The 21466-nt window shown below is 69.2% G+C and carries 20 protein-coding genes and 2 pseudogenes; 18 read left to right on the top strand and 4 right to left on the bottom strand.

Annotated features, from left to right (window positions below; translation table 11 throughout):
• Nucleotides 1–55: 55 nt before the first annotated feature.
• From ACQVFL_RS20250 to ACQVFL_RS20235, 4 genes and pseudogenes are all read left to right on the top strand, one after another.
• Nucleotides 56–526 (top strand): annotated as a pseudogene (locus tag ACQVFL_RS20250) (XRE family transcriptional regulator); the annotation flags it as partial.
• A gap of 149 nt (nt 527–675) precedes the next feature.
• A pseudogene (locus tag ACQVFL_RS20245) lies at nt 676–1821 on the top strand (IS3 family transposase).
• 143 nt (nt 1822–1964) lie between these two features.
• Nucleotides 1965–2333 (top strand): hypothetical protein, encoded by a 369-nt coding sequence (locus tag ACQVFL_RS20240; protein WP_431727336.1) that lies wholly within the window; start codon nt 1965–1967, stop codon nt 2331–2333.
• 154 nt (nt 2334–2487) lie between these two features.
• Nucleotides 2488–3498 (top strand): SbcC/MukB-like Walker B domain-containing protein, encoded by a 1011-nt coding sequence (locus ACQVFL_RS20235; RefSeq protein WP_396699780.1) that lies wholly within the window; start codon nt 2488–2490, stop codon nt 3496–3498.
• 204 nt (nt 3499–3702) lie between these two features.
• On the opposite strand, the gene ACQVFL_RS20230 is transcribed toward ACQVFL_RS20235, so the two are convergent.
• Nucleotides 3703–4368, bottom strand: a complete 666-nt coding sequence (locus tag ACQVFL_RS20230; RefSeq protein WP_431727335.1) for a hypothetical protein — start codon at nt 4366–4368, stop codon at nt 3703–3705.
• Between ACQVFL_RS20230 and ACQVFL_RS20225 the strand changes: the two genes are divergently transcribed.
• Entirely contained in the window at nt 4301–4558 is a 258-nt protein-coding gene (locus ACQVFL_RS20225) for a PQQ-dependent sugar dehydrogenase (RefSeq protein WP_431727334.1), read from the top strand. The genes ACQVFL_RS20230 and ACQVFL_RS20225 overlap by 68 nt on opposite strands.
• On the opposite strand, the gene ACQVFL_RS20220 is transcribed toward ACQVFL_RS20225, so the two are convergent.
• From ACQVFL_RS20220 to ACQVFL_RS20210, 3 genes are all read right to left on the bottom strand, one after another.
• Nucleotides 4551–5438 (bottom strand): helix-turn-helix transcriptional regulator, encoded by an 888-nt coding sequence (locus tag ACQVFL_RS20220; protein WP_431727333.1) that lies wholly within the window; start codon nt 5436–5438, stop codon nt 4551–4553. The genes ACQVFL_RS20225 and ACQVFL_RS20220 overlap by 8 nt on opposite strands.
• The gene (locus tag ACQVFL_RS20215) at nt 5435–5935 is read right to left on the bottom strand and encodes an SRPBCC family protein (protein WP_396699784.1); all 501 of its coding nucleotides are present in this window, start codon (nt 5933–5935) and stop codon (nt 5435–5437) included. Before ACQVFL_RS20215 ends, ACQVFL_RS20220 begins: the two co-directional genes overlap by 4 nt.
• Before the next feature lie 407 nt (nt 5936–6342).
• Entirely contained in the window at nt 6343–6903 is a 561-nt protein-coding gene (locus tag ACQVFL_RS20210) for an NADAR family protein (RefSeq protein WP_431727332.1), read from the bottom strand.
• An 898-nt stretch (nt 6904–7801) separates the two neighbouring features.
• Between ACQVFL_RS20210 and ACQVFL_RS20205 the strand changes: the two genes are divergently transcribed.
• The 13 genes from ACQVFL_RS20205 (at nt 7802) to ACQVFL_RS20145 (ending at nt 21457) form a co-directional block, all read left to right on the top strand.
• A complete protein-coding gene (locus tag ACQVFL_RS20205) occupies nt 7802–8242 on the top strand; it encodes a DoxX family protein (RefSeq protein WP_431727331.1) in 441 nt (146 codons plus the stop codon).
• Between the two features lie 276 nt (nt 8243–8518).
• Nucleotides 8519–8764: a FitA-like ribbon-helix-helix domain-containing protein gene (locus ACQVFL_RS20200; RefSeq protein ID WP_431727330.1), complete on the top strand. Its 246-nt coding sequence runs from the start codon at nt 8519–8521 to the stop codon at nt 8762–8764.
• The gene (locus tag ACQVFL_RS20195) at nt 8761–9189 is read left to right on the top strand and encodes a type II toxin-antitoxin system VapC family toxin (protein WP_431727329.1); all 429 of its coding nucleotides are present in this window, start codon (nt 8761–8763) and stop codon (nt 9187–9189) included. The genes ACQVFL_RS20200 and ACQVFL_RS20195 overlap by 4 nt, the downstream gene beginning before the upstream one ends.
• 995 nt (nt 9190–10184) lie before the next feature.
• Complete coding sequence (locus tag ACQVFL_RS20190) at nt 10185–10685, top strand: HAD domain-containing protein (RefSeq protein WP_431729857.1); 501 nt, start codon at nt 10185–10187, stop codon at nt 10683–10685.
• A 536-nt stretch (nt 10686–11221) separates the two neighbouring features.
• Entirely contained in the window at nt 11222–11593 is a 372-nt protein-coding gene (locus tag ACQVFL_RS20185) for a hypothetical protein (protein ID WP_431727328.1), read from the top strand.
• Nucleotides 11594–12185: 592 nt separating this feature from the next.
• On the top strand, nt 12186–13832 hold the full coding sequence (locus tag ACQVFL_RS20180; RefSeq protein ID WP_431727327.1) for an ABC transporter substrate-binding protein: 1647 nt from the start codon (nt 12186–12188) through the stop codon (nt 13830–13832).
• Between the two features lies 1 nt (nt 13833).
• On the top strand, nt 13834–14769 hold the full coding sequence (locus ACQVFL_RS20175; protein WP_431727326.1) for an ABC transporter permease: 936 nt from the start codon (nt 13834–13836) through the stop codon (nt 14767–14769).
• Nucleotides 14770–14772: 3 nt separating this feature from the next.
• Complete coding sequence (locus ACQVFL_RS20170; protein ID WP_431727325.1) at nt 14773–15663, top strand: ABC transporter permease; 891 nt, start codon at nt 14773–14775, stop codon at nt 15661–15663.
• Nucleotides 15663–17306 carry a dipeptide ABC transporter ATP-binding protein gene (locus ACQVFL_RS20165; protein WP_431727324.1) on the top strand — a complete coding sequence of 548 codons (1644 nt, stop codon included), beginning with the start codon at nt 15663–15665 and terminating at the stop codon, nt 17304–17306. Before ACQVFL_RS20170 ends, ACQVFL_RS20165 begins: the two co-directional genes overlap by 1 nt.
• A complete protein-coding gene (locus tag ACQVFL_RS20160; protein ID WP_431727323.1) occupies nt 17303–18511 on the top strand; it encodes an LLM class flavin-dependent oxidoreductase in 1209 nt (402 codons plus the stop codon). The genes ACQVFL_RS20165 and ACQVFL_RS20160 overlap by 4 nt, the downstream gene beginning before the upstream one ends.
• Before the next feature lie 15 nt (nt 18512–18526).
• Nucleotides 18527–19882: an NtaA/DmoA family FMN-dependent monooxygenase gene (locus ACQVFL_RS20155; protein ID WP_431727322.1), complete on the top strand. Its 1356-nt coding sequence runs from the start codon at nt 18527–18529 to the stop codon at nt 19880–19882.
• A gap of 2 nt (nt 19883–19884) precedes the next feature.
• A complete protein-coding gene (locus ACQVFL_RS20150; protein WP_431729856.1) occupies nt 19885–20361 on the top strand; it encodes a GNAT family N-acetyltransferase in 477 nt (158 codons plus the stop codon).
• Between the two features lie 28 nt (nt 20362–20389).
• Complete coding sequence (locus tag ACQVFL_RS20145) at nt 20390–21457, top strand: LLM class flavin-dependent oxidoreductase (protein WP_396696952.1); 1068 nt, start codon at nt 20390–20392, stop codon at nt 21455–21457.
• Nucleotides 21458–21466 lie beyond the last annotated feature (9 nt).

The raw sequence follows: 21466 nt of genomic DNA, 5'->3' as shown, positions 1-21466 counted from the left end.
GCAGCTCGATGCTGCCGCGAAGCTCGCCAGTGGCGAGCGCGCGGACGATCTGCAGGCCGAACGCTCCGGCTGGCAGGCGTACGACACCGCCGAACACGGCATCGCCCAGCGATACCTCACCCTCGCCCTGGACTTCGCCCACACCGCCACAGACGACGGCCTCGGCGCGGAGATCCTCGCCGCCATGAGTTACCAAGCCACCTACCTCGGCCACACCACCACCGGCCTCGACCTCGCCCACGCCGCCGGCCAAACCGCACGCCGCGCCGGAATCACCGTCCTGACCGCCGAAGCCCACGTCATGGAGGCCCGCGCCCTGGCCAGAGCCCGCGACGAACGGGCCTGCGCCGCCGCCCTACACCAGGCAGAACAGGCCCTCGACCGGGCCGACCGCAGCAGCGACCCGCAATGGCTCAGCTACTTCGACGAGGCATACCTGTCCGCCAAATTCGGCCACTGCTTCCACGCCCTCGGCCGCAACACCCACGCCGAACGCTTCGCCACCCGATCCCTGCACATGAACAACCACCCTCCCGAATCGGCGCTTGGCTGCGCGAAGCGCGGCAATCCGCCTACCGTGCCGCGCATAGGCTGCACCGGTGTCGGAGGGACTGCACCCGGTTTGGTTGACTCCTGACCTGTGAGGATGTGTTCCTCGCAGGAAGGATGTCTGTCATGCCGAAAGCGTTTCCGCCGGAGTTCCGTCGTGACGTGGTCGCGGTCGCCCGCAAAGGGTGAGGCACCGTTGCGGCAGATCGCGAAGGACTTCGGGATCTCCGAGGGCTGTCTGCACCGCTGGCTCAAGCTCGCCGACGTCGAGGACGGTGTCCGTTCCGGGACCACCAGTTCCGAGTCGGCGGAGCTGCGGGAGTTGCGTCGGCGTGACAAGCTTCTGGAGCAGGAGAACGAGATCCTGCGGCGGGCGGCGGCGTTCTTCGCTCGGGATATCTCCCCAAAATTATGTACCCGCTGGTCGGTGACCTGGCCGCGGACGGGATCCCCGTCGCGGTGACCTGCCGGGTGTTGGGGTTCAGTAGGCAGGCCTACTACGCGTGGCGCGCCGAGCCGGTGTCGCGACGTGACGTCGACGACGCGTATCTGATCAACGTCGCTCTGGACATCCACCACGATGATCCGGCGTTCGGGTACCGGTTCATCGCCGACGAACTCCCCGCCCACGGCATCACCGCCGGCCGGAACCGGGTCTCCCGGCTGTGCTCACAGCAGCGCATCTGGTCGGTGTTCGCCACGCGTAAGGGGCTCACGCGGCGGGCCGGACCGCCGGTGCACGACGACCTGGTGCACCGCCGCTTCACCGCCGACGCCCCGAACCGGCTGTGGTCGACCGACATCACCGAACACCCCACCGCCGAAGGCAAGCTCTACCTCTGCGCGATCAAGGACGTGTACTCCGGCCGGATCGTCGGCTACTCCATCGACACCCGGATGAAAGCCTCTCTGGCCGTCGCGGCGCTATCCAACGCCACTCGGCTGCGGAACCCGGCCGCGACGATCGTGCACTCCGACCGGGGCAGGCAATTCCGGTCCAGGAAATTCGTAAAGGCATTGCACCACAACGGTTTGATCGACTCGATGGGCCGCGTAGGCGCCTGCGGCGACAACGCCGCGATGGAATCGTTCTTCGCCCTACTACAACGCAACGTCCTGGACCGCCAACGCTGGACCACCCGCCACGACCTACGCCTAGCAATCGTGACCTGGATCGAACGGACCTACCACCGCCGACGCCGGCAACAACGCCTCGGCCGCCTCACGCCCATCGAGTTTGAGACAATCAACCAGCCCACACACACGCCCTGAACCACTCAACCCCCCGAGTCAACCAAACCCGGGGCAGTCCCCAATAGGTTCGAAAAGGCCGCTGAAGTCGCCAGTGGTGGCGGAGGGAGCTACACGTGTTAAGGGTGCGAGTGGTTATCCTTTCGATAGGGATTTCGCTACTGATGGCCAGCTGTGGTGTCCTGCTGCCCAGCCATGACTACTATGCCGTCGGCGTAGCGCGGATCGGCGATCGAATCCACATCTACGCGCCGCTCTGCGACGGTGAGCAGGTGGTGGGGGTCGAGGCGATCGACAACCAGGCGGCTGCGAAGGTGCCGGACTTTGATCCTACGTCAATGCGGTTTACCTACTGGAAGGTCGCGGATCCAACGGAGGCGCCCATCGCCGAGGGGTGGATCACGCTTGGCGACAGCAGCGGCTATCGTACGACGACCATCGAAGCGGGCTCGAACATCGGACTCCCCGAGTTCGTTGGTATCACTCTGCGTCTCAACGTGAAGGGGGGGGGCAGCACACGGTGGCGGACGTGATAGTGATCTCCCAGGCGCCCGAATACCCGGCTGATGCTGACCCTCAAGTTGTCAAATACACCTATCGCGATGAGAGCGGCGGAGAGGGTCCGCGTAACGCACAGGAGATCCGTGAGGATTCCGGGTGCGCTGCAAACTATCCAGCGTGACGTGAGTGACCCGCCTGACCGGGGAAATCGCCGAGGTCAGGACCGCAGCGACCAACCTGGGGCAGTGGCTACAGGCAGGAAGGGAACTCGCCGACGCCCACCGGGAGGCGCAGCACCACCTGCACCTGTCGGAGTTCGCCGACACCGTGGCAGCGCGGGCCGCAGCCCTGACCGACCCCGAGATCGTCGACCTGCAGGAGCGTATCGACGCTTTCGACGGCGAGTACCACCAGGCCGCAGGACGAGCACAGGACCCCACCCTGCTCGCCGCCGCACACCAACCATCACCGGACGTTGAGGGCAGCGAACAGACCTACCAAGCCGCCCGACTGCGGGCCACGGAGCTGCACGCCCAGCATGGCCTCGCCGTCGAGCAACACGACCGGCTGAAGCAGCTGGGCCCGGATCTGGTCAACGCCCTCGCTCAGTGGAGACCCATCCGCGCCGAGTACGAGATCGCCAACCGCCTCGCCCAACTCGTCGAGGGCAAGAGCAGCGACAGCGGTACCCGGATGACCCTCTCTACCTATGTGCTGACCCACCGGTTCCGGCACGTCGTCACGGCGGCGAACACCCGACTCGGGCAGGTCACCCACAACCGCTACCTGCTGCGCCATGTCACCGAGTCGGACACCGGCCGCCGAGCCGGCCGCAATGGGCTCGGCTTGTCCGTCGTAGACGCCTGGACCGGCCAGGAACGCCGCCCGGCCACCCTCTCCGGCGGGGAAACCTTTCTGGTCTCGCTGTGCCTGGCGCTCGGCCTCAGCGATGTCGTCCTGGCTGAGGCTGGCGGCACCCAACTCGGCAGCCTCTTCGTCGACGAAGGCTTCGGGACTCTCGACCAAGAGGCACTCGACCAGGTACTCGACGCCCTCGACGGCCTGCGCTCAGGTGGCCGTACCGTCGGACTGGTCAGCCACGTCGCGGAACTACGTCGGCGGATTCCATCCCGCCTCTACGTCCGTAAGACAGCCACCGGCTCCACCGTGGCCGTCGAAACCCAAGCAATCGACTGAGGACACTTTGTCTACGCCTGTTCCTTCCGGTCAAGCTCAGCTACCAGGGCTTTAACGACTCCGGTTGGTCAAGCCACTACCACCAAACAACGATCGACCTGTAGGGGTCGGCAGTAGCCCCGCCGCCGGTGCTTGCCGGGCGGCGTTGCCCTGTCCTGCGGCGGGCGGCACAAGCAAAGCGCGGTGTACCTCCGCGCACGATGATCAGCAACCGGCCGTGCCAGCCATTCCGACGGCGTGCTCAGCGAGGAGATCGGCGTGGATGTCGACGTCCACGGTGTCGTAGTGGCAGCGCGCAAGGAGCCGGTAGAGTCGCTGGGCGATCTCGTCCGAGGCGAGGTCGAGGCGTTCACACAGGTCGCGGTGCGCGCCTACGAGCGGCTCGGCGATCTCCTGCGGTTCGGTGCGGGTGATGTCGTAGGCGTCGCGGAGATGACCGGACAAGTCGTCCCAGACGAGGATTGCTTCCTCGACCAGGTCGAGCGCGGCAGGGGTAGCGGGGTGGGCGCAGAGGATCTCGACTTCGGCGGCCAGGCGGTGCCCCGTGGTTTCCACGTCGGAGATCTGCCACTTGCTGCCGGCGGTCACGGTCGACGCGTCCCGGACCGCAGTGCGCAAGTCGGCGAGGCCGGAGGTGTCGGCGGCGCCGAGCATGCCGGCCTCGCTCAGCAGCAGGGTGGCGAAGAGGCGGTCCCGGGCCGCGTGCCGCGCCACCAGTTCGGCGAGTTGGCGGGGCGACAGCCGCTGCACGGCTTGAAGGTAGCGGGCGTGTTTGGGCGCGCCGGGAGCGGCGTCGGGCGGGGTGGCGGCGCCGGAGAAGTCCGAAAACTCCGCGATCACCCACTCCCTGAACGGGAAGATCCTCCGCATCGCCACCGAGGGCTCCATCCCCGAGGACAACCCCGGCGACTCCCCGGTCTACTCCAGCGGCCACCACAACGTCCAAGGCATCGCCTTCGGGCCAGTGGGCGGGCCGTCAGGCGCGGCGTCGCGAGCGAAGTCGCATGCAGGCCCGGGGGCTCTGACCGGAGCGATGTGGCCTCGTGGCGAGATCAGCTGAGCGTCGTGAAGGCCGTGACAGTGAGGAACTGCAGCGCCTCGGCGTCTGCGGACCCGGCGGGTGCCGTATATGTGACGACACGGAGGTCAGCGCCGGGGACGGTCAGAACGTCGCAGTCGAGGGTGAGCGGGCCGGCGGCCGGATGCTGGATGGTCTTTCGCTCAGACCGATGCTCGGAGACCGCACCACTGTTCCAGGCCGCGTCGAAGGCGGGACTGGTCGTGCGCAGATCAGCGATGAGGGTCGTCAAGTCCGGGTCGTGGGGGTATCGACCGCGCACGGCTCGCAGGTCGGCGACGAACGCGGCGGCCACGTCTTCGGGAGCGCGATCGGATGTGATGGGCCAGGGCGTCAGGTCCCCGTCGGCGAAGATCGCACGCAGGACATTGCTGTCCACGCGCCGATCCTCCTGATCGCCCACGAGCGCCCGCCACGGCCGGTTGGTGACCAGCAAGGTCCAGTGCGCCGTGAACACGGCGACCGGGATCTCCCCGAGACGGGCGATCAGGCGCTGCACCCCGGGAGGCACATGCCGCGGGATCCGATCGTGGGTAATCTGCGCGAGGCCCGCCACACGGAACAGGTGTTCGCGCTCGGGTCCGGTGAGCTGGAGCGCGCGGGCGAGGGTCTCGACAACCTGCGGTGACGGGCGGGTAGCGCGGCCTTGTTCAAGCCGGACCAGATAGTCCACGGACAGGCCGGCCAGCTCAGCGACCTCCTCGCGCCGCAGTCCGAGCGTACGACGTCGACCGCCTACCGGCAGGCCGGCGTCGCGCGGGGAGAGCCGATCCCGCCAGGCACGCAACGCGGCTCCGAGCTCCGGATCGTCGTTCGTCTGCCGCGGGTGTCTGCTCCCTGAATCGCGGCGAGGGCTGTTCATGCGCGTTCTGCTGCCTCGACGATGTTGGCGATCGTGCGCCGCATGAAGGCACGCCACAATGGCGTGAACGGCCCAGCCAGGATCCAGCGCCGACCCCGCTTCGGCTGGAACTCATAGGTCCAGCGGATCATGGTCCCGGCTCCGTCCGGGGTGAAGGTCCATTCCCCACGGATGCCGATCGTGAGCCGGCGTAGGAGGTTGGTGAACTCCGTGAGTTGATAGGCGAAGCTGTGCCCGGTGGTGTACTCGGTGAGCTGCTCGAACGCCTGCGACCCGTCGCTGAACTGCGGGTACCGTGAGGCTCCCGCGTGGTCCCAGACACCTGACTGCTGCTCGACGCCCGTGATGGACGGGACACCGGGGATGCGCGGGAAGACGCTGGCCAGGTCGATCGGCACGACGATGGCGAACGCCTCCGCAGGTGTGAGCGAGCTTCGCTGCTGAACGGTGACGGGCACCGAACGATCATCGCGAGTAATCAAGGGGGCTGTGGTCATGTTTCGATTCTCCGCCCGGAGCGAGTGCCTATCCAGAGACTGCAAGTACCAGGCAGCACTGACCTGATTTCAGCGACGCAAGTGTGTTGATTGGCGCGACAGGGACGAAGCCGGTGAAGTCGGGCGATACTGGACGAGGACGTGGGGCCCTCGGTAGGCAGTTCTCACCACAAGATTCACCCACCAGCGAGGACCCCACGTGATCACCTATCGTGCCACCCTCGACCCCTCGAGGGGACTCGTGCAGTACCTCGCCCTACTACTCGCCGCCGACGGCTGGTCCCACGCCATCCTCGACGGCTAACTGTTCGACTGCGACCGTCTCACCGGCCCGGCGATGCCCGGACACCTGCACGACGGGACCATCTGACCCACTTCGAATAGAACACCTACCCGAAAGTCAGTGATCATTGGCTGTCCTTGCGTAGCTGGTCGCGGGCGTCCATGAGCGCGAAGCCGAGCAGGTTGTGGCCCTGCCACCGTGCTGGGTCGCCGGCGCGTGGATCGTCGGCGGCCATTCCGATGCCCCAGATCCGGTCCACCGGGCTGGCCTCCACCAGTACCCGGTTGCCGGTACCGAGCAGGCACGAGCGTAGGCCGGGATGCTGTCCGAACTTGGCCATGTTGCCGGCGACCACGATCGCGTACCGGCGGGCCTCCCAGATGGTCTGGTCGAAGCCGCGGACCTGTCGCCCCAGTGTCTTCGCGCGATGCGGATGTGACGCGGCAAGGATCTGCCCGGCGACCTCGGTGTCCCCGAACAGCATCGCCTTGGACCACATCATGTAGTGCTCGGCGGTGGCGAACGTGCGTCTGTCGACGGTGAACACGGCCTGCCACCACTGGCTCAAGCAGCCAGTGCCGACGCTGCCATCCGGCTGCGGCTGATGCCCCCAGAAGTGCAGGAACTTGACCTTCTCGCCGGAGGCAACGAGGTCGACCACGTCGGCGATTGTACGGGCGAACACGCGGCTACTCTGTCCGTCCGGTCCACGCCCGCGCCACCGATATGTCGCTCGTGGCAGCCGGTCATTCCACCCGCAGGGTCCCCCTGGACGGGCCCGTGTCGAGGTGCTGAACTCGTCGAGCACCGATCTCACCGGCTGTCAGGATGGGAGTCCGGCCCGGGGCCGGGGCCGGTGCTGTGCCGAGGTCGCCCGAATCGCGCTTCACGACGATCGCGGCCGCGCACCCCTACCTCTGTCATGGCACGGGTGCGCGGGTGTCGGCGGCCTCGCCTCGCCTGCTCGACCTGCCGCAGCTTGGACTGTCCGGAACTCGTTTGCTTCAGTCGTGATAACCGCCAACACGCCCAGAGGCCGGACAGCGGGAGACACATCATGCGGATGAGCACAGCGATGGCCTCACGCTCACCACACTCGCAGTTGCCGGAGCCGTGCTTGTCAGCGGTCCCTGCGGACCTCGTGGGCCTGCACGGACCGAATCACTGGACAAGGTCATCATCGTGATCGAGCCATCCACGCAGATGCCACCGCCGAGCCTGGACGAGCCTTCCCACCGGTCGGCATCGATGGGCGTGTGCACGGGCACCGTCTCCGCCGGGCATCGGTCCAACTCGCCGCCTCCCGCTCTCGGACAGGAGTGATACGCCGGCACCTCCGACTGCGGATACCTGCCCGCCGACGGCTTTTGCTTGTTCTTGCCGGGCAGCGCAGACAACCACTCAGACTGACCATAGCCGGCGGCAGGGTCGGTCACCTCGACCGAGACTTCCCACAGCTCAGTCGACAGACGAGGCGGTACGGGACCTGGAGCCGGACCGCCTCTTCTGTCCGTAGGGTGGTGGGAGTCGCCCCCGCAGCGGGCCGGCTGTCCGTTCCTCGTTCACGCCGTGGGAGAGACAGCATGACATCCACGTCTGTCCGACGGTTGACGGGTGCGGTCGGCCAGGTCGTGTTGGGTGTGATGCTGCTCGTTGCCGGCGCCGCCCACCTGACCGTCGCGCGCGAGGAGTTCCGGGCGCAGGTGCCTTCCTGGCTCCCGCTCGATGCCGAACTCGTCGTCGTCGCCTCCGGAGTGGTCGAGATCTGTCTGGGGCTGGCCCTGCTCGCCGCTTGGAGGCAGCCCGTGCGTGGCCTCACCGGAGCGGTCGTAGCGGCCTTCTTCGTCGCGGTCTTCCCGGGCAACATCGCTCAGTTCGCTGAAGGGCGTGACGGATTCGGCCTGGACACCGACGCGGCACGGGCGGTCCGCCTGCTCTTTCAGCCGCTGCTCGTGCTCTGGGCGCTCGCCGCCACCGACGCGGTTCCCGCGCTGCGTTCACTGCGCCGTCGCCCCGAATCCTGACGTCCCGACCAGGTCGAGGGCTGACCCGAGCCTCGGGCCAGCCCTCGACGCTGTAGCGGCCGAGTCGCCTTCGGTGGGGTGGAGGTCCGGGAGCGTAGGCCGGTAGCTGGATCGCGGTCAGCTGTGGCCGAACGACGATTGGGGCGTGTATGTGGTGGCTGACGCGGGTGTTGAGGATGCCCAGATCAGGAATACCGGCGTACGCCCTGAGCGGTCCGCGGCGGCAGTCCGCGCCTATGCTAGCATTGCTCTCATTGCCTGAGGTGAGGAGGAGTGATGGCAGCGCTCAGCATCAGGGATCTCGACGATGCGGTGCGGGAGAAGTTGCGCCGCCGCGCTGCGCAGCATGGCCGATCCATGGAAGCCGAGATCCGCGACATCCTCACCAGAGCAGTCGCCGAGGATGCGCCGACAAGCGACCTATTCAGCGCACTCACTGATCGATTCGCCAGACTCGGCGGCGTCGAACTGGAGCTGCCGTCTCGGTCGACGTCACCCCGCGCAGCGAGCCTGCCCGAATGATCATCGTCCTGGACACCAACGTCGTTTCCGAACTCATGCGGGCCGAGCCCGCACCGGTGGTACTCGCGTGGATCCAGCAGAACTCGCGTGCCGGCCTCTACACCACGGCGATCACTGTCGCTGAGATCCGCTACGGCATCGCGCGGCTGCCGGCAGGGCAGCGCCGGGAGTCACTGCATCAGGCTGCCAACGAGATCTTTGCCGCCTTTCCCCGCCAAGTGCTGCCCTTTGACCTCGGCGCAGCCAGCGCCTACGCCGACGTCGTCGCCGGGCGGGACAGACTCGGCCGCCCGATCGACGGGTTCGACGCCCAGATCGCCGCCATCTGCCGCGCCCAAGCTGCCACCCTCGCCACCCGTAACACCAAGGACTTCACCGACACGGGGATCGGCGTCGTCGATCCCTGGCAGGAAGCGACCACCTGAAACCACCACTTCGCCTGCCGCCGTCAGCGGTCCGCGTTCAATCCTGAGTTTCGTCTCGTGTCTCTCTCATGCGTCCACGCGAGGTAGCGGTGCGGGTGAAATATGCGGGCCGACGGCCAGAGGGCGTGTCCCACCAGGGGGTCGATGCTCTGTCGGTAGGACGCGAGTACGCGGTGCTTGAAGTATCATCGCTTGCCGATCGACCCTCCTACTTTCGAATTGAGGTCGTCAGCGGTGAGCCTCCAGCTCTATTCGATGTACGCCTATTCGAAGTCACATCGCCAGTAATTCCCCCAAACTGGATGTGTTCGCTCGATGAGTCCGGGCTGCTGACAATCGGGCCTAAGGCTTGGAGGGGGCGCGATTTTTGGGAGGCGTATCTAGAACGACGGGAGTGGGCAGTGGCCGTATACGAGAGAGAGTGCGAGGCGATTCTGTCAGCGCGGACGGAATGATGCTGTGGGAATCGGTCACTTGGTCGCGTCTGGCGCAGTATTCTGCTGCGCGCAGCTTGAGTGGGTCTGGTCACCGACCGTGACTGCTGGATGTGCGGGTCGGTGGTCGTCAACTCGGGTTGCCGTCACGGTTGCCATTAGAGAGCAAGACGCATGGTAATAGACCGATCAGTGTCGGGCGGACGCAGCGGGTAAGTGGCTACGCGGTGCGGCACCGATCCCCGGAAGCATTCGCCGTGGGTGGTTGGTGAAGGGATCGTCACGGCCTCGGCCGGTGGATCGGTCGGGCTCGGGACTGGATGGTTCGGTGTTCGTGGGCGTGCGCGCGGGGCCGTAGGCTGTAGCGCCTGCGCGCGGCCAGGCTCTGCCGGACCGTACTTGATCCTGTAGAGCAGTTTTGAGCCAGTCGAATCTTGGTCGAGCGCCTTGATCCGGCTGGCTTACTGCTTGGGGTGCGCTTAGATCGCGGGTCGCTGGCGGTCGACACCGATGGCTGCCGATGAGCGATAAGGTTCGGCGGTGTCTGCCAGCGAGGGCCTGTTGATCTTTGTCGACATCGACGGCGTGCTTATCCCGTTCCGGGCCCGGCCGTCTGATTCCAATTGTCAGCACGGCGGCAGCGTGGGAGACCGTCCTGACTGCTCTGGCAATCCTCTGCTGGATCGTCTTGATCCCGATGATGGTCGCCGGCTGCTGGCCTTGCCGGGTGACCCGGTGTGGGCGAGTACGTGGATGGCCGAGGCGAACGAGGTGGTGGCACCTCGACTCGGCCTTCCTGCGCTGCCGGTGGTCGACTGGATCGACGGTGATGAGGAACCACCACGTGGCGTGCACTGGAAGACCGCCTCGTTGGCGCGGTGGGCGGTAGGTCGCCCGTTCGTCTGGCTCGATGACGAGATTACCGACGTCGACCGGCGATGGGTCGCCGCGCACCATCCGAACCCGGCGCTGCTGCACCGCGTCGATCCGCTCGTGGGACTGGCCGACATCGACCTCACGGCGGTGCGTCGGTGGCTCGACCACCAGAACGAAGGCGCTTGAGTCGCTGCGCCATCCATCACGGGATCGGCTGGTGCGCTCTTGGCCGCCCTGTGCAGTGTCGGCCTGCTGGCGTTCGTGGTCGAGACGGGTGAGTCGGCGGGGTGGGATGATCCTGCGGTGGTGACGGGGTCGGGCTGGTCGATCGGGAATTGGGTCGGTGTGGTTGATCGGCCGGAACTGGTCGACGATCTTATCGATCGGGGCGACCGGTACGCGGCGGCTGCCCTGCTGGCTTTGACGCTGCACCACGATGACCCCGGCCACCCTGCGCCGGGCGAGGATCGCAACCGCATCTCCTACTGGGGTGACGCGGACGGCAGCAGGGGCTGCGCCCGGCCACTGCGCCGGGCGAGGATCGCAACGAGGCAGGCGAATCCCCGGCCCGACACCCTCCGACCAGCTGCGCCCGGCCACCGCGCCGGGCGAGAAGCGCAACTGCCTGGTCAGAGCGGCCACGGGGGAGCCGCTCTGACCAGCAAGGTCCGTACGGTACGTGCCGCTGTGGTTACTGGCAATGGGTCAGGGGTGTCACCGCCGTGCAGACGCTGTCGCGGCGTAACCGCACCCACTGCACTGCCAGTGGTGAGCAGAAACGCAAGACGTTCGTCATCGACTTCGTGAACAAGCCTGAGGACATCCGGACTGCGGTCGAGCCGTACTTCACCAACGCCACCCTGGGGACCGAGACCGACCCGTACATCGTCGTTCACCTCTTCAACAGGCTCGCCCAGATCGACAAGACGTCTCGGATGCGGCTGCTGGACACCGTGGGCGGTCCTCACTTGGTGGCCGCCTGGGGGCTGCTCGCGCCCGGTGGGGTGCTGCACAGCACCGGCTGGGCTTCCGGCGAGTGGGCCGTCTTTTCGGTGAACGCCACCTTCGCACCGGACGCTGCGGCCCTTCGGTGACGCCAGCGCGTCGGCCGCTGATCTGGCACTGCTGGTGGACCTCGTGGCCCGAGGGGCGCTGCGGGCGCAGATCGGCTGGCGCGGCTCGTGGCATCGTCTCGGGGAGGCGATCGAGGCGCCGCGTGCCGGGCAGGGCCGTGCTCGATGTGGACTGAGCCGGCGACCGGCGACGTGCCCGGCGGGTCGATCCCGGCCCGGTACGAGTCCCGGTCGACCCACCGGACAGGATCCCTTCAAACCCTATAGCCTTAGTAGGGATTGCGTCAATGAATCGATGGCCTTGCGTGCGATAGCCGACATCCCTCAGCCGATTCGTTGACACTGCGGGGCGGGAGAGGTGGACTCGGCGCATGTCCAGCGGGCTGCGGCTGACGATCCGCGGCCACATCGACTTCGGTCGGGTGTGGTCGAGTTCCTGTCTGGCCTGACCGGCACCCGGCCACCCGGCCTGCCGTACCGGTAAGCCGGGGTGGGGCTCACTGCCGAGCCGACCGCCGAGCCATCAGCACCGACACCGCGACCGACCCACGCCACCCGCGCCGGGCCGGGTGTCGGCGTACCCGAACCGCCTGCCTGGACGGGAGACACCGCCATGCCCGCCGACCGTCTGCGAACTCTCGCCACCCTGGCGCTCGCCCCGCTGCTCGCCGTCGCCGCCGGCTGCTCCACCAGCACCACGCCGGCCGCCGACGCCGCCGGTCAGCCGCGCTTCGGCGGCAGCCTCACCTGGGCAGTGGAGACCGAGCCGATCACCCTCAACCCGCACCAGTACGCCCAAGCCAAGGCGCGCCTGCTGGTCTGGAACACCTTCGAGTCCCTGCTCACCTACGACAAGCAGGGCAAACTGGCGCCGTGGCTGGCCACCGGCTGGCAGGTCGCCCCGGACGGGCTGTCGTACACCCTGACACTGCGCGACGACGTCACCTTCTCCGACGGCACACCCCTGGACGCGACGGCTGTGCAGGCGAACATCGACAAACTGCGCGAACCCGGGTACGCCCCCGCCGTCGCCGCCGTGCAACTGCGTAACCTCAAGGCCGTCGAGGTCGTCGACCCGCGCACCGTACGACTCACCCTCACCGCACCCGACGTGCTCATCCTCGACTTCCTCGCTTCCCCACAGGGTGCCCAGGTCTCCCCGAAGTCGTTGCGCGAGGCGAAGAACCTCAAGGCCGGCGGCGTCGACGTGGTCGGCACCGGACCGTTCGTGCTGGACCGTTACGTCGCCGGACAGGAACTGCACTACCGGCGCAACCCCGCCTACGACTGGGCGCCGCCCACCGCGACCCACACGGGCCCGGCCTACCTCGACGAGGTCACCTACCGCTTCCTGAAGGAGTCGGCGGTGCGCGTCGGCGCCCTCACGTCGGGCCAGGTGCAGGTCATAGAGGGGGTGCCCGCGACCGACCAGCCGTTGGTCACCGGCAACCGGGCGCTGCGCCTGAGCCGGGAGCTCAACTCCGGCTCCGCCTACTCCTACTACTTCAACACCTCCCATCCACCCGTCGACGACCTGCGGGTCCGCCAGGCGTTCCGCGAGGCCGTCGATGTCGACACCGTGCTGCGCTCGGTCTACCGGGACACCGCTACCCGCGCCTGGAGTGTGATCAGCCCGTCCAGCCCGCTCTACGACAAGCGACTCGACGGCAACGAGTACAGCGGCGACGCCACCAGGGCGAACAGCCTGCTCGACCAGGCCGGCTGGACCGCCCGCGACGCCGACGGCTATCGAGTGAAGGGCGGCAAGAGACTCACCCTGCGGCTCGTGCAGTCGGCGCCCTTCGTTCGAGACCGACGCGACGTGCTGGCTCAGGCCGTGCAGGCGGCCGTCAAGCAGAGCGCCGGCATCGACCTGAAGGTGTCGCTCGTCGACCAGGGCACCGCCACCGACGCCATCCAGCGCAACGAGTACGAGGTCTTCGACAACTCACGGGCCGACACCGACGCCGGTGCGGCGCTGAACCTGCTGCTGCACTCGAAGGGCGGCATCAACCGCACCCAGATCAACGACCCCCGGATCGACCAACTCCTGGAGGCCGGTCAGGCCACGGTGGACCCGACCAAGCGGGCAGGCATCTACGCCGACCTGCAACAACGGGTCGTCGTCGAGCAGGCCCTGCTACTGCCGCTGTACGCGCCGGCCGACCAGATCGCCGCCAGCACCCGAGTCGGCGGGGTGCGCTTCGAACCCACCGCCGGAGTGCCCGCGAGCGCGTACGACCTGTGGATCAGCGAGTGACATGAGCAGACCAACCGTGCGTGCCGTAGCCCGTCGACTCGGCGCCGGCCTGGTCGTCCTGTGGGTCGCCGCCACCGCCGCCTACCTGGCGCTGCTCGCCGCCCCCGGTGACACCGTGGACAACATCGTCGGCGACGGCGCGGACACCCCACAGATCCGCGCCGCCATCATCGCCGAGTGGGGCCTGGACCGGCCGGCCGTCCTGCAGTACCTCGACTACCTCGGGCGCTTGGGCGGCGGGGATCTCGGCCGTTCGTACCTCCTGCAACGTCCCGTCAGCGAGGTGATCGGGGAACAGGTCGCCCCCACCCTGCGGCTCGCGGTCGCCGCCGCCGGGCTCGGTGTGCTGCTCGCCCTGGTCATCGCGGTCGCGACCGCCGGGAACCGGCGACCGTGGCTGCGCCGTCTCAGTTCGGGCACCGAGTTGCTGCTGGTATCCACCCCCTCGTTCCTGATCGGGCTTCTGCTGCTCAGTGTGTTGTCGTTCCGGTTCGGCCTCTTCCCCGTCTCGGGCGACCGGGGCATCGCCGCGCTGGTGCTCCCCGCCGTCACCCTCGCGCTGCCCGTCGCCGGGCTGCTCGCACAGGTGCTGCGCGACGGCATCGACAAGGCCCTCGACGAGCCGTTCGTGCTCACCGCCCGATCCCGAGGCGTACGGGAACGAACGGTGTTGGCGCGCCACGCGTTGCGGCACGCCCTCCTGCCAGCGGTCAGCCTGGCCGGCTGGATCTTCGGCATCGTCGTCAGCGGCGCCGTCATCGTGGAGCAGGTCTTCGGCCGCCCCGGCCTCGGCCAGGTCACCCTCTCCGCGGTCACCACCCGGGACATGCCGGTGGTGCTGGCCGTGGTCACCCTCTCCGCCGCCGGCTACGTCGTGGTCAACACCACCGCCGACCTGGCGTATCTCCTGGTCGACCCTCGTCTGCGAAGGAGCTGACCGATGACCGTCACCCTTGGCCCCCCGATCACCGACGCGCCCGCCCGGATCCTCGTCGACCCCACCGGGCCCGTCGTACGCCGACGGTCCCGGCCGGGACCTGGCTTGCTCGCCGCCGGGGCGTACCTCATCCTTCTGGTCGGCGCGGCGGCCTGGCCGGCGGTGCTGGCCCCCGCCGACCCGCTCGCCGCCGACCCGCTCGCGGTGCTGACTCCGCCCGGGGCCGGACACTGGTTCGGTACCGACCACCTCGGCCGCGACGTGTTGACCCGGGTGGTGCACGGCGCCGGTCACTCGCTCACCATCGGTGTCGCCGCCACCGCGATCGCGGTGACCGGTGGTGTACTGCTCGGCCTGCTCGCCGGCCTCACGCACCGGGTCGCCGACGAGGCGCTCAGCCGGACGTTCGACGCGCTGTCGGCGTTTCCCATGCTGTTGCTGGCCCTGCTGTTCATCGCCATCGCCGGCCCCGGCACCACCAGTCTGATCGTGGCCATCGGTATCGCCACGCTGCCGCACCACGCCCGGGTGGTCCGTGGTCAGACGCTGGTCGTGCGCCGCTCCGGCTACGTCGAACAGGCTGTCACCTTCGGGCAGTCCCGACTTCGGGTGGTGCTGCGGCACGTGCTGCCCAACGTCGTCGGTCCGGTGCCGGTACTCGCCGTGATCGGGCTCGGTGAGGCGATCCTGGCCGCCGCCGGCCTCAGTTTCCTCGGCATGGGTCCGCAGCCACCCTCGCCGGAGTGGGGGGCGATGCTCTCCGAGGGACGCAGCTACCTCCAGGTGGCCTGGTGGATCAGCATCCTGCCCGGCCTGGCTGTCACCGCCACCGTGGTCTCGCTGACCGTGCTCGGCCGGCACTGGCAGGCCCGCTTCGACGGACGGCGCCGCTGATGGCGCCGCTGGTCACGGTCGAGGACCTGCACGTCGACTTCGAGGCGCCGACCGGTCGGGTCGCCGCAGTGCGCGGGATCAGCTTCACCGTCGAGCGTGGCGAGTGCGTGGCCGTGGTCGGGGAGTCCGGCTCCGGCAAGAGCGTCACCGCCCGTACCCTGGTCGGTCTTGCCGGCCAGGACGCACGGGTGCGCGCCGCACGGCTGGATGTGGCGGGCGAGGACGTGCGTGCGTACCGCCCACGGGACTGGCGGCGGGTCCGGGGCCGCATCGCCGGGCTGGTCCTGCAGGACGCGCTGGTCTCCCTCGATCCGCTGCGGTCGGTGGGTGCCGAGGTCGGCGAGGTGCTCACCACACACGGCATCGTCAGCCGCCGGGAGCGGGCCGGTCGGGTCGCCCACCTGCTCGACCTGGTCCACCTGCCGGAGCCGGAGCGCCGGGCCCGGCAGTACCCGCACCAGCTCTCCGGCGGGCTGCGGCAGCGTGCGTTGATCGCCTCGGCGATCGCCGGAGAACCGGCGCTGCTCATCGCGGACGAACCGACCACCGCGCTGGACGTCACCGTGCAGGCGCAGATCCTGCGGCTGCTCGCCGAGCGGCGGGCCAGCGGTGTGGGCCTGCTGCTGATCAGCCACGACCTGGCGGTGGTTGCCCAGGTCGCCGACCGGGTCCTGGTCATGCGCGACGGCCGCATCGTCGAGCGGGGGCCCACCGGCCGCCTGCTGCGGGCCCCGGAGCATCCGTACACCCGGCAGTTGCTGGCCGCCGTGCCGTCGGCGTCGTCCCGGGGTCGCCGGCTCGCCGCGCCGCCCCCGGCCGCGGGTGTCCGGGCGGCCCTGCCCGTCCGCGACGAGGTCCGCCCGGACGACCGGGTACTCGACGCGCGTGGCCTGACCAAGAGGTACGGCGAGCACACCGTCGTCGACGACGTCTCCTTCTCCGTGGCACGTGGCGAGACGCTCGGGCTGGTGGGGGAGTCGGGCTCCGGCAAGAGCACGGTGGCGCGGATCGTCGCCGGTCTACTCGATCCCGACGCCGGCACCGTCACCTTCGAGGGCACGCCGTGGTCCGCCACCCGTGAACGGACCCGTCGCCCGATGCGCCGCCGGCTGCAACTGATCTCGCAGGACCCGCTGAGCTCCTTCGATCCCCGCTACACCGTGGGCCAGGTGATCGGCGAGAACGTCGATCGGGACGTCGCCCGGCGGGACCGGCCTGCTCGCGTCGTCGACCTGCTTCGCCGGGTCGGCCTCGGCCCGGATCTGCTGGACCGGCACCCGCGACAGCTCTCCGGCGGGCAACGGCAACGGGTCGCCATCGCCCGCGCGATCGCCCCGCGACCGAGTCTGATCGTCTGCGACGAGCCGGTCTCCGCTCTCGACGTATCCGTCCAGGCGCAGGTCCTCGACCTGCTGGCCGAGCTACGCGCCGCCGACGGCACCGCGCTGCTGTTCATCTCCCACGACCTGGGCGTGGTGCACCACCTCAGCGACCGGGTCCTGGTGATGAACGACGGCACGGTGGTCGAGCAGGGGCCGGTCGGCGACGTCTTCACGTACCCCCGGCACGACTACACCCGATCCCTGCTCGACGCGCTGCCCACGCTCGTCGTCGCCGGCCCACCGCAGGAGGAACGTTCATGACCGAGAAGACCCTGCACCTGGCAGTCGCCCTCGACGGCCTCGGCTGGCACCCGGCGGCCTGGCGGCTGTCCCGCGCCGGCGCGGCGGCGCCGCTGACCGCCCGCTACTGGGCCGCCCTCGCCGGCGAGGCCGAACGCGCGGCCCTGGACCTGCTCACCCTCGAGGACAGTCTGGACCTTCAGTCGACGCTTCCGGACGGCCCCGACGGCCGGGTCGACCTGCTCCGCGGACGCCTCGACGCGGTGCAGATCGCGGCCCGGTTGGCCCCGCTGACCCGGCACATCGGGCTGGTGCCGACCACCAGCACCACCCACACCGAGCCGTTCCACCTCGCCACGGCGGTGGCCACGCTCGACCACGTGAGCGGCGGTCGGGCGGGCTGGCGGCCCCGGGTCTCCGCCCGGCGCGCCGAGGCCGATCACTTCGGCCGCCGGGAGATCCCCGCGCTGGATCCGGCACGGCTCGACGATCCGGAGGTCGTCCGGCTCGTCGGTGACCTCTTCGCGGAGGCCGGCGACGCGGTGGAGGTGGTCCGCCGGCTGTGGGACAGCTGGCAGGACGACGCCGAGATCCGGGACGTCGCCAGCGGGCGCTTCGTCGACCGGGACCGGCTGCACTACATCGACTTCGTCGGCCGATGGTTCTCGGTCAAGGGTCCCTCCATCGTGCCTCGCTCCCCGCAGGGCCAGCCGGTGGTGGCTGCGCTGGCCCACTCGTCGGTGCCGTACACCTTCGCCGCACGGCACGCCGACGTCGTCTTCGTCACCCCGACCGGCGCCGCGCACGCCGCCGCGATCGTCGCCGAGATCCGGGCCGCCGAGGCGACCATCGGCCGGACCGACCCGCCGCTGCGAGTGCTCGCCGACCTGGGGGTCCTGCTCGACGAATCGCCGACCCCGGCCCGTCGGCGCCGCGCCCGCCTCGACGATCTGCACGGCGGCGAGTCCAACTCGGACGCGGCCACCTTCACCGGGACGTCGGCCGATCTGGCCGACCTGCTGGCCGAATGGCACCGCGCGGGCGTCGACGGCTTCCGGTTGCGACCCGCCGTGCTGCCCCACGACCTGACCCTCATCACCCGCGCGTTGGTTCCGGCGCTGCGGAGTCGGGGTCTGTTCCGCGTCGGCTATCCCGGTGGAACGCTGCGTGACCTGCTCGGCCTGCCCCGACCGGCCAGCCGGTACGCCGTCGCGGCGACCGCCTGAACCCTGGAGACCGTCATGCCCAAGCAGATCATCCTGGCGGCACACTTCCCCGGCGTGAACAACACGACCGTGTGGAGCGACCCAGACTCTGGCAGCCAGATCGACTTCTCCTCGTTCGTGCACCTGGCCCACACCGCCGAGCGCGGCAAGTTCGACTTCTTCTTCCTGGCCGAAGGGCTGCGCCTGCGCGAGCAGCGCGGCCGCATCCACGACCTCGACGTGGTGGGCCGTCCGGACACGTTGACCCTGCTGGCCGCCCTCGCGAGCGTCACCAGCCATCTCGGGCTGGCCGGCACCCTCAACACCACCTTCCGCGAGCCGTACGAGTTGGCCCGCCAGTTGGCCACCCTCGACCACCTCTCCGGCGGTCGCGCCGCCTGGAACGTCGTGACCACGTCCGACGCGTTCACCGGGGAGAACTTCCGCCGGGGCGGCTACCTCGACCGCTCCCTGCGGTACGAGCGGGCCGCCGAGTTCGTCCGCACCGCCCGCGAGTTGTGGGAGTCCTGGCCGGCGGAGGCGATCGTGGGGAACCGCGACGGCGGACGGTACGTGACGGACGCGGACCCGGGCGCGTTCGCCCACCACGGCGACCAGTTCGACATCGCCGGGCACTTCACCGTGCCGCGCAGCCCGCAGGTACACCCGGTGATCCTGCAGGCCGGCGACTCGCCCGACGGACGCGAGTTCGCCGCGTCCAGCGCCGACGCGATCTTCTCCCGGCACGGCACTTTCGAGGACGGCCAGGAGTTCTACCGCGACGTCAAGTCCCGGCTCGCCCGACACGGCCGCCACCCGGATGACCTGAAGATCATCCCCGGTGTCACCTCCGTGCTCGGCGACACCGACGCCGAGGCACAGGAACGCGCCCATCACATCCGTCGCCAGCAAGTCAGCCCGCAGACCGCGATCCTGCTGCTGGAACAACTGTGGAACCGGGACCTGTCCGCCTACGACCCAGACGGCCCGTTGCCCGCCGAGGACCCGGACGTCACTACCGACGCGATCAGCCGGGGCCGGACCGACATGTACCCGGATCCGGTCGGCACCGCCCGCCGGTGGCGCGCCCTGGCCGAGGAGAAGGGCCTCGGGATCCGTGACCTGATCATCGAGGTGACCGGCCGGCAGTCGTTCGTCGGGACGCCGCAGCAGGTCGCGGACCGGATGGACCACTTCGTCCAGTCCGACGCCGCCGACGGCTTCATCCTGGTGCCACACCTGACCCCCGGCGGTCTCGACGAGTTCGTCGACCGGGTCGTCCCGCTGCTGCAGGAGCGCGGGGTCTTCCGCACCGAGTACACGGGTACCACCCTGCGCGACCATCTCGGTCTCGGCCCCGCCTGCCCGGTCGGCCACTTCGGTGCGGCGTGAGCATGCCCGTCACGGTCTGCCGCCGGCGCTGGGACGATCCGGACGCCGTCGCCCTACGGGCGGCAATGACCACCGAGTTGCGCCACCGTTACGCCGACCGGCCCGCCGACCCGATCCACCTGCCCACCGCCCAGGTGCTCGTCGCGACCTCGGTGGCCTGGACCGGGGTGGCGTACACCGTCGGGGCCACGCCGGTCGGGCACGCCGCCATGCGGTGGCACGGTCCCGACCTGGAGCTCAAGCGGATGTACGTACCACCGGCCTACCGTGGGCACGGCATCGCCGGAAGCCTGCTCGACGCGGCCCGGGAGGCCGCCGGCCAGCTCGGCGCGGTACGGATCGTGCTACAGACCGGCGACCGCCAAGCCAACGCGATCCGCCGGTACGAGCAGGCGGGTTACCGGCCGATACCGGTCTTCGCCCCCTACGACACGCTGCCGTACTCGCGCTGCTTCGCCCTGGCGGTACGCCGCCCATGACCCCTGCGCCGGAAGTGACGGTTTCCGCATGAAGTTCCTGCTGATCACGCTGATCGCCCACCTACCCGACCCGGTCACCGGTCGACGGCGCAGCACCAGCGAGCGGTTCCGGGAGGTGGTCGACACGGCGGTGCTCGCCGAGGAACTCGGCTTCGACGGATACGGCGTCGGCGAGCGGCACGAGCGGCCGTTCATCTCCTCCTCGCCCCCGGTGGTGCTGAGCCACATCGCGGCCCGCACGTCCACCATCCGCCTCTTCACCGCCGTCACCACCCTCAGCCTGCTCGACCCGGTCCGCGCGTACGAGGACTACGCCACCCTCGACCACCTCGCCGGTGGGCGGCTCGAACTGATCATCGGCAAGGGCAACGGTGCCGCGCAGGCCCAACTGTTCCACGTCACCGCCGATGACCAGTGGGACCGCAACCGGGAGGGCTACGAGCTGTTCCGCCGCCTGTGGCGCGAGGACCGGGTCACCTGGACGGGAAAGTACCGGCCGTCGCTGAACGAGGCCGAAACTTGGCCCCGCCCGCTGCAGCAACCGATCCGGGTCTGGCACGGCAGCGCCACCAGCCGGGAGTCGGTCGACCTGGCCGCCCGCTACGGCGACCCACTCTTCTCCGCGAACGTCACCAACCCCATCGAGCCATACGCCGAGCTCATCCGCCACTATCGGGACCGCTGGGCGCACTACGGACACGACCCTGCCGCCGCCCTCGTCGGCGCCGGCTCGGCCGGCTTCCACGTGACGCGCACGTCGCAGGAGGCGATCGAGCGCTACCGACCGATCTTCGACGCCCGGGTCGCCGCGTTCGCGCGGCTCGGCGTTCCCACCGTCTTTCCCACCTTGGAGGACGCCATCGAACGCAGCTCCATCCTGGTGGGCAGTCCACAGCAGATCACCGAGAAGGTGCTGCGCTACCACGAGCAGTTCGGCCACGAGGTCATGCACCTCCAAGCCGACCACGACGGGCTGACCGACAGGCAGCACCGCGAGAGCCTGGAGCTGTTCCAGGCCGAGGTGGCGCCGGTGCTGCGTCGCGAAATCCCCAGTCGCCCCTTCACCCCGGCGGTGACCGCCGCAGCCACGGTCTGAGCAGAAACG

The organism is Verrucosispora sp. TAA-831 (assembly GCF_050780145.1).
Lineage (GTDB): Bacteria > Actinomycetota > Actinomycetes > Mycobacteriales > Micromonosporaceae > Micromonospora.
The sequence above is the reverse complement of the archived record's forward strand: the minus strand, read 5'-3'. Positions and strand labels throughout refer to the sequence as shown.